The following is a 12,897-nucleotide window of genomic DNA, read 5'->3' on the forward strand; positions in this document are numbered from 1 at the left end:
CGCCGGGGACCTCGGCTTCCGGGCGGGGGCCGGGCGGGGTCAGTCGTGCGGGGCCCAGTAGTCGAGCAGCGTGCCGACGCCGTGCTCCAGGGACTTCCACGAGCCGGTGAAGGACACCACGGCGAACGCGGCGGTCGGGAAGCCGGAACGGGTCATCCGGTTGTGCGCGTCACCCTCCGCGCTGCCGGAGAGGGCGTCGGAGAGCGCGTGCATACCGGGGTTGTGGCCGATGACGAGGAGATCGGCCACGTCGTCGGGCGTCTCGTTGAGGAGGGCGATCAGTTCGCCGAGCGAGGCCTCGTACAAGCGGTCCTCGTAGACGGTCCGCGGGCGCTCGGGCAGCTCGTGGACGGCGAGCTTCCACGTCTCTCGCGTTCGGACGGCGGTGGAGCACAGGGCGAGGCCGAAGGGGATGCCGGTCTCGGCGAGCCGGCGTCCGGCTACGGGGGCGTCCATGCGGCCGCGCTCGGCGAGCGGGCGGTCGTGATCGGCGACCTGGGGCCAGTCGGCCTTGGCGTGCCGGAGAAGAACGATCCTGCGGGACTCGGGAGATCCGGGGGCTTTCCCTCCGGATGACACAGCGGCGCTCATGCATCCCAGCTTCGCATGAAACGCGCCATCGGGCGCAGGGTGTTGACGTCTCTCCCTCGAAGGAGGAGGGCCTCAGCGGACCAGCATGTCCCGCAGGTGCGCCAGCAGCTCGGGGACCACCGGCGCGCTCCCGGCGGCGTGCGCGTCACCGGCCCCGGCGATCAGCGCGAGCAGTGCGGCGAAGGCGACGACGGGGAGGGCGAGCGCCCACCACGGCAACCGCGCGGCGCGGGCACCGACGACCGGGGTCTGCGGGTGGGACCGGGTGCGTGTGCGGGCCGGCATCGCCGCCTCCGTGGGTCGGTTTCCTGTGTATACGGAAACCGTACGGATCTTGGGGCTCGGGCCCCATCCGGAGACCCACCCACTCGACCCTGACCCTGGCCCCCTAGGGGGTAGGGGGAATCCCCTACCGAGGCCGGGGGTGGGGCCCCGGTATCCGTTGGCAGCACCCCGGAGGCGAACCGAGCCCCTGAGAGATCACGGCGCCGCGATGGTGGCGATGACCGAGATCACCACGCCGATGAGGAGGATGAGGCCGAAGATCCCGAGGAGCTTCTTCTGGCCGTTCTGGGGGTTCGGGTCGAGCACCATGCGCTCAGTGTCGCAGACCCTTCTCGTCCTCGATCGTGCGGTCCCGTCCCGCCAGCGTGCCGACGATCATCTGTGGCACCAGCAGCCCGGCCATCAGCAGCAGCGGTACGGTCCAGCCTCCGCTGTGCTGGTAGAGGACGCCGACGAGCAGCGGGCCCGGAATGGAGATCAGGTACCCCGTGGACTGCGCGAAGGCCGAGAGCCGCACCACCCCCGCCCCCGTCCGCGAGCGCATGCCGATCATGGTGAGGGCCAGCGGGAACGCGCAGTTGGAGATGCCGAGCAGCAGCGCCCACGCCCAGGCCCCGGCGGCCGGGGCGAGCAGCAGGCCGAGGTAGCCGGTGAGTCCGCAGAGGCCGAGTGCGACGACGATCGGGCCCTGGTTGCGCAGCCGGGTCGCGAGGCGCGGGATGACGAAGGCGAGCGGGACGCCCATGACCATGGTGACGGCCAGCAGCACGCCCGCCGTGGAGGCGGAGACGCCCGCGTCACGGAAGATCTGCGGCATCCAGCCCATGGTGATGTACGCGCCGGTGGCCTGGAGGCCGAAGAAGCAGCCGAGCGCCCAGGCCGTGGGGCTGCGGGTGATACGCGGCGCCGGGCCGGCGGTCCGAGCCGCGCGCGCCTGCCCGCCTGCGGGCCGCTCCCCTGCCCCGTTCCGGTCGCGGACCAGGGCGAGCCAGGGCAGCACGGCGAGGACGCCGAGGAGCGCCCAGACCGCGAGCCCGGTGCGCCAACTCCCGCCCAGGGCCGAGGTGACGGGGACCGTCGCGGCCGCCGCCAGGGAGGTGCCGAGGGCGAGGGCCATGGAGTAGAGACCGGTCATCGAGCCGACCCGGTCCGGGAAGTACTTCTTCACGATCACCGGCATCAGCACATTGCTGACGGCGATGCCCATGAGGGCGAGGGCGCTGGCCGCGAGGAAGCCCGCGGAGCCGCCCGCGAAGGGCCGGACGGCGAGGCCGAGGGCGATGGCCGCCATGCCCGCGCACACCACGGCGGCCGGCCCGAAGCGGCGGGCGAGCCGGGGCGCGGCGATACCGAAGACGGCGAAGCAGAGCGGGGGCACGGAGGTGAGGAGTCCGGCGACCGTGCCGCTCATGTGCAGGCCGACGCGGGCCTCTTCGAGGAGCGCGCCGAGGCTGGTGATCGCGGGCCGGAGGTTGAGGGCCGCGAGGACGATGCCGAGCACCACGAGCCGGACGGTCCACACCGAGGCCGCCGGACCCGCAAGGTCCGGCGGACCGGCCAGGTCCGCCCGAGCCGCCGGGCCCACCACGCGCCCCGCCGCTCCCCGGGGCGCCTGACGCCCGGCCGGCGGCGCGGCGGGAGAATCGGCGGAGGTACGGGGTGCCGGGTGGGCGGGTCGCAGGGTTCGGATCTCGTCACGCATGGTACCCATCATAGAATCATGGGATGATTGGTTGTCCACCCGCGTCCCCACCGCGTCCCCACCGGGTCCCGACCGGTCCCACCCCCTCCCCGCGCACGCCCCACCCGCGCCCGACGAAGAGGAGCACCATGGCGCTGTCCTCACCCCGCCGTTCCGCGCTCTCCGACCAGGTGATCGCACAGCTGCGGAACCAGATCACCTCGGGCGAGTGGCCGGTCGGTTCGCGCATCCCGACCGAGCCGGAGCTCGTCGAGCAGCTCGGCGTGGCCCGCAACACGGTCCGCGAGGCGGTGCGCGCGCTGGCGCACAACGGTCTGCTGGACATCCGCCAGGGTTCGGGCACCTATGTCGTGGCGACCAGCGAGCTGGCCGGGGTGATGCACCGCCGCTTCGCCGGCGCCGACCCGCGCCATGTGGCCGAGCTGCGCTCCACCCTGGAGTCCTCGGGCGCCCGGCTGGCGGCGGAGCGGCGCACGGACAAGGACCTGGCCCAGCTCGACGCGCTGCTGGCGCGGCGCGAGGAGGCGTGGGCGTCCGGTGACGCGGAGCGTTTCGTCGCCGCGGACGCCACCTTCCACCTGGCGGTGGTCGCCGCCTCGCACAACGAGGTCCTCACGGAGCTGTACGCGGACCTGGCGGACCTGCTGCGCGACTGGCTCCGCGACGACGTGGGGCAGGAGCTCCGGCCGGAGCACCACATGGACCACGCGCGGATGGTGGAGGCGATCCGGGCGGGCGACGGGGAGACGGCCGCCGCGGAGGCCGCCGGCTATCCGTTCATGTGCCTGCGGCGGCCGGAACCGGCTGGTGGCTGACCCAGACCGCGCGTATCTCCTTCCAGCACCGCTGGCTCAGCTCCGTGTACCCGGCGGGGAGCAGCTCGACGGGGGTGGTGTCCGCGTCCAGGTCCCACCAGCGCTCGCACTCGACGTGCAGCCGTATGCGGTCGGCGTTGGGGAAGGGGTTGTGGCAGTGCGCGGTGACCCGGGAGCCGTCGACCACGGTCCGGCAGACGGCCTCGTAGACGGGCTCCTTCTTCGGCGGGGGCTGCTGGGGGCCGCCGGCGCCGGGGAGCAGATGGGAGGTGGCGGTGGGGGTCGCCCAGAGGAGTACCGTCGCCGCGGCAAGCACGGTGGCGTTGCGCCAGTTCGTCACCATCGGCAGGACACCCCCTCGGCCGAACTGCGGCGCGTGCGCCGCAAAAGCACCACAAGGAAGATTGCCCCTCCAGCATCACCGCCGCCCCCGGCCACCGCTCACCCGTAGGGCCGAACGGGGGACGCCCCGCCCTCCGCGCAGGGCGGGGGACGGGGCGTCCGGAAGTGCGTCGGTGCTGGTCAGGCGCCCATGATGTGCACGCCGCCGTCGACGTGGACGATCTCGCCGGTGGTCTTCGGGAACCAGTCGGAGAGCAGGGCGACCACACCGCGGCCGGTGGGCTCCGGGTCCGCCATGTCCCAGGCGAGCGGGGAGCGGTCGTCCCAGACCTTGGCCAGGTCCGTGAAGCCCGGGATGGACTTGGCGGCCATGGAGCCGATCGGACCGGCGGAGATCAGGTTGCAGCGCACGCCCTGCTTGCCCAGGTCGCGGGCGAGGTAGCGGCTGGTGGCCTCCAGGGCGGCCTTGGCCGGGCCCATCCAGTCGTACTGCGGCCAGGCGAACTGCGCGTCGAAGGTGAGGCCGACGACGGAGCCGCCCTCCTCCATCAGCGGCAGGCAGGCCATGGTCAGCGACTTCAGCGAGAACGCCGAGACGTGCATCGCCGTGGCGACCGACTCGAAGGGCGTGTTCAGGAAGTTGCCGCCGAGGGCGTCCTGTGGGGCGAAGCCGATGGAGTGCACGACGCCGTCGAGGCCGCCGAGCTCGTCGCGCACCAGACCGGCCAGCCGGTCCAGGTGCTCGTCGTTGGTGACGTCCAGCTCGATGACCTTGGCGGGCTTCGGCAGCTTCTTGGCGATGCGCTCGGTGAGCGTGGGCCGCGGGAACGCCGTGAGGACGACCTCGGCGCCCTGCTCCTGGGCCAGCTTCGCGGTGTGGAAGGCGATGGAGGACTCCATCAGCACACCGGTGACGAGGATGCGCTTGCCGGCGAGGATTCCACTCATGTGATCAGTGACCCATGCCCAATCCGCCGTCAACGGGGATGACGGCTCCAGTGATGTACGAGGCGTCGTCGGAGGAGAGGAACCGCACCGCGGCGGCGATCTCCTCCGGCTGCGCGTAGCGCCCGAGCGGCACCTGCGAGACGATCCCGGCGCGCTGCTCGTCGGTGAGCACCTGGGTCATGTCGGTGTCGACAAAACCGGGGGCGACGACGTTGAAGGTGATGTTGCGCGAGCCCAGCTCGCGGGCGAGGGAACGCGCGAAGCCGACGAGACCGGCCTTGGAGGCGGCGTAGTTGGCCTGGCCGGCCGAGCCGAGCAGCCCGACGACGGAGGAGATGAGGACGACGCGGCCCTTCTTCGCCCGCAGCATGCCGCGGTTGGCGCGCTTGACCACGCGGAAGGTGCCGGTGAGGTTGGTGTCGAGGACGGACGTGAAGTCCTCCTCGGACATGCGCATCAGCAACTGGTCCTTGGTGATGCCGGCGTTGGCGACCAGCACCTCCACGGGACCGTGCTTCTCCTCGATCTCCTTGTAGGCCTGCTCCACCTGCTCGGCGTCGGTGATGTCGCACCTGACCGCGAGGCAGCCCGCCTCGGTCAGGACCGCCGGGGGCTCCCCCGAGCGGTAGGTGATGGCCACCTTGTCGCCGGCGTCGGCGAACGCGCGGGCGATGGCGAGGCCGATGCCCCGGTTTCCTCCGGTGACGAGAACCGAGCGGCTCAACGGATCACCCTTTCCCTGTTCGGTCTGGTACGCCTTGCAAACTATCGGTACCGGCCACCGGACGGGGAATCGGGCCCTGACAGCGCCGTACGGCCACCGCTGTCGGGTCCCTACAGAACCCGGCGGGCCGCTTCCGCGTCGAACCCGCTGGCAACGGCACCCCGCGACGCGACATGATCGGGGCGTTCCGTCTCGACGACAGGAGACATTCCGTGCCTCATTCCATCGACGCGGCGTTCACCGCGCTGCCGTTGCGCGCGCTGGCCGACGCGGCGCTCGCCCGCGCCCGCGCGCTCGGGGCCGAGCACGCCGACTTCCGCCTGGAGCGGGTGCGCAGCGCCTCGTGGCGGCTGCGCGACGCCAAGCCCTCGGGCTCGTCCGACACCACCGACCTCGGGTACGCGGTGCGGGTGGTGCACGGCGGGGCGTGGGGGTTCGCCTCCGGGGTGGACATGACCATGGACGCGGCGGCCCGGGTGGCCGGGCAGGCGGTCGCGATGGCGAAGCTCTCCGCGCAGGTGATCGCGGCCGCCGGCTCGGACGAGAGGGTCGAGCTGGCCGAGGAGCCGGTGCACGCCGAGAAGACGTGGATCTCCTCGTACGAGGTGAACCCCTTCGAGGTGCCCGACGAGGAGAAGTCCGGGCTGCTGGCCGACTGGAGCGCGCGGCTGCTGCGCGCGGACGGCGTGGCGCATGTGGACGCCTCGCTGCTCACCGTCCAGGAGAACAAGTTCTACGCGGACACCGCCGGCACGGTGACCACCCAGCAGCGGGTGCGGCTGCATCCGCAGCTCACGGCCGTCGCCGTGGACGGCACCTCCGGCGAGTTCGACTCCATGCGCACCATCGCGCCGCCGGCGGGCCGCGGCTGGGAGTACCTGACCGGCACCGGCTGGGACTGGGATGCGGAGCTGGAGGAGATCCCCGGGCTGCTGGCGGAGAAGATGCGCGCGCCGGGCGTCGAGGCGGGCCGCTACGACCTGGTCGTGGACCCGTCGAACCTGTGGCTGACCATCCACGAGTCCATCGGCCACGCCACCGAGCTGGACCGGGCGCTCGGCTACGAGGCGGCGTACGCGGGGACCTCGTTCGCCACCTTCGACCAGCTGGGCAAGCTGGCGTACGGATCCTCGGTGATGAACGTGACGGGCGACCGCACGGCCGAGCACGGGCTCGCGACCATCGGCTACGACGACGAGGGAGTGGCGGCGCAGAGCTGGGACCTGGTGAAGGACGGCACCCTGGTCGGCTACCAGACCGACCGCCGGATCGCGAAGCTCACGGGCCTGGGCCGTTCCAACGGCTGCGCCTTCGCCGACTCCCCCGGGCACGTCCCGGTGCAGCGGATGGCGAACGTCTCCCTCCAGCCGGACCCGGGCGGGCTGTCCACGGAGGACCTGATCGGGGGCGTGGAGCGCGGGATCTACGTGGTCGGGGACCGGTCCTGGTCGATCGACATGCAGCGCTACAACTTCCAGTTCACCGGGCAGCGCTTCTTCCGGATCGAGAACGGCCGGCTGGCCGGCCAGCTGCGAGACGTGGCGTACCAGGCGACGACCACCGAGTTCTGGGGCTCGATGGAGCAGGTCGGCGGCCCGCAGACCTATGTCCTCGGCGGCGCGTTCAACTGCGGCAAGGCCCAGCCGGGCCAGGTCGCGGCGGTCTCCCACGGCTGCCCCTCCGCCCTCTTCCGGGGTGTCAACATCCTCAACACGACGCAGGAGGCGGGTCGATGAGCGGGCGCACGGACCACAGGGCCCCCTGCCGGGGGTCCGGGGGTCGCCCCCCGGGCAAGCACAGCCTCAACACGACGCAGGAGGCGGGTCGATGAGCGGGCGCACGGACCACAGGAACCCCTGCCGGGGGTCCGGGGGTCGCCCCCCGGGCAAGCACAGTCTCAACACGACGCAGGAGGCGGGTCGATGAGCCCCCGGACCACCAAGCCGCACGAGATCGTCGAGCGCGCCCTGGAGCTGTCCACGGCGGACGGCTGTGTCGTCGTCGCCGACGAGCAGTCCTCGGCGAACCTGCGCTGGGCGGGCAACGCGCTGACCACCAACGGCGTCACCCGGGGCCGCACCCTCACCGTGATCGCCACCGTGGACGGCGCCGAGGGCACCGCCTCCGGCGTGATCTCGCGGTCGGCGGTCACCGCGGAGGAGCTGGAGCCGCTGGTGCGGGCCGCCGAGGCCGCCGCGCGCGGTGCCGGGCCCGCCGAGGACGCCCGGCCCCTGGTGACCGGGGTGCCCGCCTCCCCGGACTTCACGGACGCGCCTGCCGAGACCTCGTCCGCCGTGTTCACGGACTTCGCACCGGCCCTCGGCGAGGCGTTCGCCCGGGCCCGTGCGGGCGGCCGGGAGCTGTACGGCTTCGCCAACCACGAGCTGACCTCGACCTACCTCGGCACCTCCACCGGTCTGCGGCTCCGGCACGACCAGCCCAGCGGCACCCTGGAGCTGAACGCCAAGTCCCCGGACCGCGCCCGGTCCGCGTGGGCGGGGCGCTCGACGCGGGACTTCAAGAACGTGGACCCGGCGGCCCTCGACGCGGAGCTGGCCGAGCGGCTCGGCTGGGCGGAGCGCCGGATCGAGCTGCCGGCCGGCCGCTACGAGACCCTGCTCCCGCCGACCGCCGTGGCCGATCTGCTGATCTACCAGCTCTGGTCCTCGGCGGCCCGGGACGCGGCGGAGGGCCGTACGGTCTTCTCGCGTCCGGGCGGCGGCACCCGCGTCGGCGAGAGCCTGTCGCCGCTGCCGCTGACCCTGCGCAGCGACCCGCACGAGCCGGGTCTGGAGTCCGCGCCGTTCGTGATCGCGCACTCCTCCGGCGACGACGCCTCGGTCTTCGACAACGGGCTCCCACTGGCGCCGACCCGGTGGATGAGCGAGGGGAAGCTGGAGCGCCTGGTCACCACCCGGCACAGCGCCGCTCTGACCGGCCTGCCGGTGGCCCCGGCCGCGGACAACCTGATCCTGGACGCGGGCGGCGAGCGCTCGCTCGCGGACATGGTCGCGGCCACCGAGCGGGGTCTGCTGCTGACCTGCCTCTGGTACATCCGCGAGGTGGACCCGGCGACCCTGCTGCTCACGGGCCTGACCCGGGACGGGGTGTACCTGGTGGAGAACGGCGAGGTCGTCGGCGCGGTGAACAACTTCCGCTTCAACGAGTCCCCCGTGGACCTGCTGGGCCGGGCCTCGGAAGCCGGGCGCACCGAGAAGACGCTGCCGCGCGAGTGGGGCGACTGGTTCACCCGGGCGGCGATGCCGGCGCTGCGGGTGCCGGACTTCAACATGAGCTCGGTGAGCCAGGGCGTCTGACACCTGGCCGGGCCGGGCCGCGAGGCCCGGCCCGGCGGGGTCATAGACTGGCTGCCACGATCCACCCACCGATCCACCCACCCATCCGCGCACGTCGATCCACGCACGTCGATCCACGCACGCGTGCGCGCACCCGAGGAGACCGAAGAACCGTGACGGACATCGTCGACGAGCTGACGTGGCGCGGGCTGATCGCCCAGTCCACGGACGAGGACGCTTTGCGCAAGGCTCTCGCGGACGGTCCCGTCACCTTCTATTGCGGCTTCGACCCGACCGCGGCCAGTCTGCACGTCGGGCACCTGGTGCAGGTGCTGACCGTGCGCCGCCTCCAGCAGGCCGGGCACCGTCCGCTGGCGCTGGTCGGCGGGGCGACGGGCCAGATCGGCGACCCGCGGCCGACCGCGGAGCGCACCCTGAACGACCCGGAGACCATCGCCCAGTGGGTGACCCGGCTGCGGAGCCAGATCGAACCGTTCCTCTCCTTCGAGGGCGAGAACGCGGCGGTCATGGTGAACAACCTGGACTGGACCGCGGGCATGTCGGCGATCGAGTTCCTGCGGGACATCGGCAAGCACTTCCGCGTCAACAAGATGCTCACCAAGGACTCGGTCGCCCGCCGGCTGGAGTCCGAACAGGGCATCAGCTACACCGAGTTCAGCTACCAGCTGCTCCAGGGCATGGACTTCCTGGAGCTGTACCGGCGCTACGGCTGCACCCTCCAGCAGGGCGGCAGCGACCAGTGGGGCAATCTGACGGCCGGCCTGGACCTGATCCACCGCCTGGAGCCGGACGCCCATGTCCACGCCCTGGCGACGCCGCTGATGACCAAGGCGGACGGCACCAAGTTCGGCAAGTCCGAGGGCGGCGCGCTGTGGCTGGACCCGGAGATGACCACGCCGTACGCGTTCTACCAGTACTGGCTGAACACGGACGACCGGGACATCTCCCGTTTCCTGCGGATCCTGTCCTTCCGCTCCCGTGCGGAGCTGGAGGAGCTGGAGCGGCAGACCGAGGAGCGTCCGCAGGCGCGCGCCGCCCAGCGGGCGCTGGCCGAGGAGCTGACCACCCTGGTGCACGGCGCGGACCAGTGCGCGGCGGTGGTCGCCGCGTCGAAGGCGCTGTTCGGCCAGGGCGAGCTGGGCGACCTGGACGAGGCGACGCTGCGCGCCGCCCTCTCCGAGCTGCCGCACGCCCGGGTCACGGAGCTGCTGCCGGTCGTGGACCTGCTGACCGAGGTCGGTCTGGCGCCCAGCAAGTCGGGCGCGCGCCGCACGGTCAAGGAGGGCGGCGCCTACGTGAACAACGTGAAGGTCACCGCCGAGGACGCGGTCCCGGCCGCCTCGGACCTGCTGCACGGGCGCTGGCTGGTGCTGCGCCGGGGCAAGCGGAACCTGGCGGCGGTCGAGGTCGCGGCCGGCTGAGCCCGGACGGGTGAACGGCGGAGGCCGGGCGGACGAGGTGTCCGCCCGGCCTCCGCCGGTTCCGTGGGGTGGACGCTAAGGCCTGTCTGACACATCCCGTCTGGGCTGCGGCGCCCTGCACGCACTCCCCCTGGCTTCGCCGGGCGGTGCCCCCATGCCGCGTTGTCGGTCGTCGGCGCAGCCCGCTGCGCTCTCTCCCCCTGCGCCTGGCGGCGCGGGAGGTGCCCCCACCCTCCGCCTTGCGATCGCACGCACCGGACACCGCAGCCCCGCCCTCCGGGCGAACGACGCCATGTGTCAGACAGGCCTTAGGCGCGTTCGCGCTTGTTGCCCCTGATCGAGGTGTAGGCCATGTCGCCGAGGAAGACGATCACGATCGCCGCCCCCAGCTGGAAGATGTGCCGGCCCCAGTCGATGCCGGGGGTGGACTCGATGCCGAACGCCCTGGCCAGGGCGTTGCCCGCGATGGCGCCGAGAATGCCGAAGATGGTGGTCAGCCAGAGCGGACTGTGCTGCTTGCCCGGGATGATCGCCTTCGCGATCAGACCGAGCACGAATCCCACGATGATCGCCCACAACCAGCCCATGGCTGCCTCCTTGTACGGCTCCGCGTGAGCAGTTACGCCTGCCAGTGTCGTGCCGCTCACGCTGCGCCGCACCTCGGGGCGCCGCCGGGCGGCGCGACGGCCGCCCGGGGACGGCCGCCCGGCGGGGGCCCGGTCCCGTGCCGGCCACCCGACGGGGCCCCTCTCGTGGGGCGCGGGGCCGCGGCGTACCGTGGAGGCGGTCAGGGCGGCTGGTCCGGGAACGCCCGGCACGGGACACGAGGTGGTGGAGCGTGATGCTCAAGCGCGGCGAGGCCGAGGTCTTCCGGATCACGGGCGCGCGGCAGGGGCTCGCCGACGACGTGCGGGGGCGGCAGCGGCGCTATGTGATCTCGATGTCCGTGCGGACCGTCTCCGTGATCCTCGCGGCGGCGCTGTGGGACGTGGAGCGTTATGTCGCCGTCGTGGCGCTGGCCCTCGGCATCCTGCTCCCGTACATCGCGGTGGTGATCGCCAACGCGGGCCGGGAGAACGCCCCTTCGCTGCCCTCTGCGTATGTGACGGCCGCCCCGCTGCCGCCGATGATCGCCCCGGCGGGGGCGGACGCCACGGCGGAAAACGAGCCCTTCGAGAACCTCAAGAAAACCTCAGATCAATCATGAAGTTCCTGTGCACGCCGAGCCGTTGCTCGTGACATACTTCGTACGCGCTCCGCATCCCCCGTCGGGGCGACGGACCGACGCCGGGCAGCTCCCCCCGTGGCTGCCCGGCGTCGCCATGCGGGGACAATGACCGGGTGAACGACGAGACGCCGATCTGTTCTGCGAAGGGCTGCCGGGTGCCGGCCGTATGGGTCCTCGCCTGGAACAACCCCACCCTGCACACGCCCGAGCGGCGCAAGACCTGGCTCGCGTGCGAGGAGCACCGCGAGCATCTGTCGCAGTTCCTGGGGGTGCGCGGCTTCCTCAAGGACGTGGTGACGCTGCCGGAGTGGGAGCGCCGGCAGGCAGAGGACGCTCCGTAGCGCCGCGCACACCCCGCAACGCCCCACGGGCACGCGCCCCGGCGGGCCGGGGCCGGTGCGGCGGTCAGCCGCCGATCGCGGACATCGGGCGGTCGGGCTGGAGGAACGACGGGTCGTCCAGACCGGATCCGGCCTTCTTTCCCCACATCGCCCGCTTCCAGATCCCGGCGATCTCCTCGTCCGGCGCCTGGGAGCGCAGCGCCGCCCGCAGGTCGGTCTCCTCGGTGGCGAAGAGGCAGGTGCGCACCTGTCCGTCGGCGGTGAGCCGGGTGCGGTCGCAGGCGCGGCAGAAGGGGCGGGTCACCGAGGCGATGACGCCGACGCGGTGCGGTCCGCCGTCGACCGTCCAGCGCTCCGCGGGGGCGGAGCCGCGCTGCTCGTCACCCTCGGGAGTGAGGGTGAAGCGGGTGCGCAGGGAGGCGAGGATGTCACCGGCCGTGATCATGCCGTCGCGCTTCCAGCCGTGCTGGGCGTCGAGCGGCATCTGCTCGATGAAGCGCAGCTCGTAGTCGTTCTCGACGGCCCAGGCGAGCAGGTCGGGGGCCTCGTCGTCGTTCAGTCCGGGCATCAGGACGGCGTTCACCTTGACCGGAGTGAGGCCCGCGTCGCGGGCGGCGGCCAGGCCGTCCAGGACGTCGCGGTGGCGGTCGCGGCGGGTGAGGGTCTTGAAGACCTCGGGGCGCAGGGTGTCCAGCGAGACGTTGACCCGGTCCAGGCCGGCGGCGCGCAGGGCCTCGGCGGTACGGCGCAGGCCGATGCCGTTGGTCGTCAGGGACATCCGGGGGCGGGGCTCCAGGGCCGCGACCCGTTCGACGATGCCGACGAGGCCGGGGCGGAGCAGCGGCTCGCCGCCGGTGAAGCGCACCTCGTCGATCCCCAGCTCGGCGACCGCGATCCGGATCAGCCGGACGATCTCGTCGTCCGTGAGGAGATCGGGCTTGGCCAGCCACTGGAGCCCTTCCTCGGGCATGCAGTAGGTGCAGCGCAGATTGCAGCGGTCCGTGAGGGAGACCCGCAGGTCGGTGGCCACACGGCCGTAGGTGTCGATGAGCACGGTGGGCCCCCTCCCCTGGTTCGCGTAACTGACGTGTTCGAGCCTACGCCAGTGGTCCGTCGGCGGGCCGGGACGTTTGGCACGAGGCACGGCACGGCCGTGTCGTAGGACCCTACGACACGGCCGTGG

15 protein-coding genes are annotated in these 12,897 nt (G+C 72.5%); 6 read left to right on the top strand and 9 right to left on the bottom strand.

Going from position 1 to position 12,897, the window contains the following annotated elements; all coding sequences use genetic code 11:
- Positions 1-39: 39 nt before the first annotated feature.
- The 4 genes from C593_RS0117155 to C593_RS0117170 all read right to left on the bottom strand — a co-directional run bounded on the left by C593_RS0117155 (position 40) and on the right by C593_RS0117170 (position 2,578).
- Complete coding sequence (locus tag C593_RS0117155) at positions 40-591, bottom strand: SixA phosphatase family protein (RefSeq protein ID WP_037746180.1); 552 nt, start codon at positions 589-591, stop codon at positions 40-42.
- Between the two features lie 72 nt (positions 592-663).
- Positions 664-876 carry a hypothetical protein gene (locus C593_RS0117160; RefSeq protein WP_018848534.1) on the bottom strand — a complete coding sequence of 71 codons (213 nt, stop codon included), beginning with the start codon at positions 874-876 and terminating at the stop codon, positions 664-666.
- Between the two features lie 195 nt (positions 877-1,071).
- Positions 1,072-1,182 (bottom strand): SGM_5486 family transporter-associated protein, encoded by a 111-nt coding sequence (locus C593_RS33840; RefSeq protein WP_486591150.1) that lies wholly within the window; start codon positions 1,180-1,182, stop codon positions 1,072-1,074.
- Positions 1,183-1,189: 7 nt separating this feature from the next.
- Positions 1,190-2,578 (bottom strand): CynX/NimT family MFS transporter, encoded by a 1,389-nt coding sequence (locus C593_RS0117170; RefSeq protein WP_037746233.1) that lies wholly within the window; start codon positions 2,576-2,578, stop codon positions 1,190-1,192.
- A gap of 128 nt (positions 2,579-2,706) precedes the next feature.
- Here C593_RS0117170 and C593_RS0117175 point away from each other — a divergent pair, with 128 nt between their 5' ends.
- A complete protein-coding gene (locus tag C593_RS0117175) occupies positions 2,707-3,393 on the top strand; it encodes a FadR/GntR family transcriptional regulator (RefSeq protein WP_018848537.1) in 687 nt (228 codons plus the stop codon).
- On the opposite strand, the gene C593_RS0117180 is transcribed toward C593_RS0117175, so the two are convergent.
- The 3 genes from C593_RS0117180 to fabG all read right to left on the bottom strand — a co-directional run bounded on the left by C593_RS0117180 (position 3,356) and on the right by fabG (position 5,407).
- Complete coding sequence (locus C593_RS0117180) at positions 3,356-3,736, bottom strand: hypothetical protein (protein WP_018848538.1); 381 nt, start codon at positions 3,734-3,736, stop codon at positions 3,356-3,358. The two genes, C593_RS0117175 and C593_RS0117180, sit on opposite strands and share 38 nt — an antisense overlap.
- A gap of 179 nt (positions 3,737-3,915) precedes the next feature.
- Positions 3,916-4,683 carry an enoyl-ACP reductase FabI gene (gene fabI / locus C593_RS0117185; protein WP_018848539.1) on the bottom strand — a complete coding sequence of 256 codons (768 nt, stop codon included), beginning with the start codon at positions 4,681-4,683 and terminating at the stop codon, positions 3,916-3,918.
- Between the two features lie 4 nt (positions 4,684-4,687).
- Positions 4,688-5,407 (bottom strand): 3-oxoacyl-[acyl-carrier-protein] reductase, encoded by a 720-nt coding sequence (gene fabG, locus C593_RS0117190; RefSeq protein WP_018848540.1) that lies wholly within the window; start codon positions 5,405-5,407, stop codon positions 4,688-4,690.
- Positions 5,408-5,580: 173 nt separating this feature from the next.
- Between fabG and C593_RS0117195 the strand changes: the two genes are divergently transcribed.
- The 3 genes from C593_RS0117195 (at position 5,581) to tyrS (ending at position 10,145) form a co-directional block, all read left to right on the top strand.
- The gene (locus C593_RS0117195; RefSeq protein ID WP_486591146.1) at positions 5,581-7,143 is read left to right on the top strand and encodes a TldD/PmbA family protein; all 1,563 of its coding nucleotides are present in this window, start codon (positions 5,581-5,583) and stop codon (positions 7,141-7,143) included.
- Positions 7,144-7,329: 186 nt separating this feature from the next.
- Positions 7,330-8,724 carry a metallopeptidase TldD-related protein gene (locus C593_RS0117200; RefSeq protein WP_018848542.1) on the top strand — a complete coding sequence of 465 codons (1,395 nt, stop codon included), beginning with the start codon at positions 7,330-7,332 and terminating at the stop codon, positions 8,722-8,724.
- A gap of 152 nt (positions 8,725-8,876) precedes the next feature.
- Positions 8,877-10,145: a tyrosine--tRNA ligase gene (gene tyrS / locus C593_RS0117205; protein WP_018848543.1), complete on the top strand. Its 1,269-nt coding sequence runs from the start codon at positions 8,877-8,879 to the stop codon at positions 10,143-10,145.
- A 308-nt stretch (positions 10,146-10,453) separates the two neighbouring features.
- Here tyrS and C593_RS0117210 read toward each other — a convergent pair whose 3' ends face one another.
- Positions 10,454-10,732 (bottom strand): GlsB/YeaQ/YmgE family stress response membrane protein, encoded by a 279-nt coding sequence (locus tag C593_RS0117210; protein ID WP_018848544.1) that lies wholly within the window; start codon positions 10,730-10,732, stop codon positions 10,454-10,456.
- Between the two features lie 254 nt (positions 10,733-10,986).
- On the opposite strand from C593_RS0117210, the gene C593_RS0117215 reads away from it, so the two are divergent.
- Together C593_RS0117215 and C593_RS0117220 are read left to right on the top strand one after the other, a co-directional pair.
- A complete protein-coding gene (locus tag C593_RS0117215) occupies positions 10,987-11,352 on the top strand; it encodes a DUF3099 domain-containing protein (protein ID WP_018848545.1) in 366 nt (121 codons plus the stop codon).
- A 134-nt stretch (positions 11,353-11,486) separates the two neighbouring features.
- On the top strand, positions 11,487-11,714 hold the full coding sequence (locus C593_RS0117220) for a hypothetical protein (RefSeq protein WP_018848546.1): 228 nt from the start codon (positions 11,487-11,489) through the stop codon (positions 11,712-11,714).
- 64 nt (positions 11,715-11,778) lie between these two features.
- Here the strand turns inward: C593_RS0117220 and moaA are convergent, their stop codons facing one another.
- Positions 11,779-12,768 carry a GTP 3',8-cyclase MoaA gene (gene moaA / locus C593_RS0117225; protein WP_018848547.1) on the bottom strand — a complete coding sequence of 330 codons (990 nt, stop codon included), beginning with the start codon at positions 12,766-12,768 and terminating at the stop codon, positions 11,779-11,781.
- Between the last annotated feature and the right edge of the window lie 129 nt (positions 12,769-12,897).

This window comes from Streptomyces sp. CNT372 (assembly GCF_000377145.1).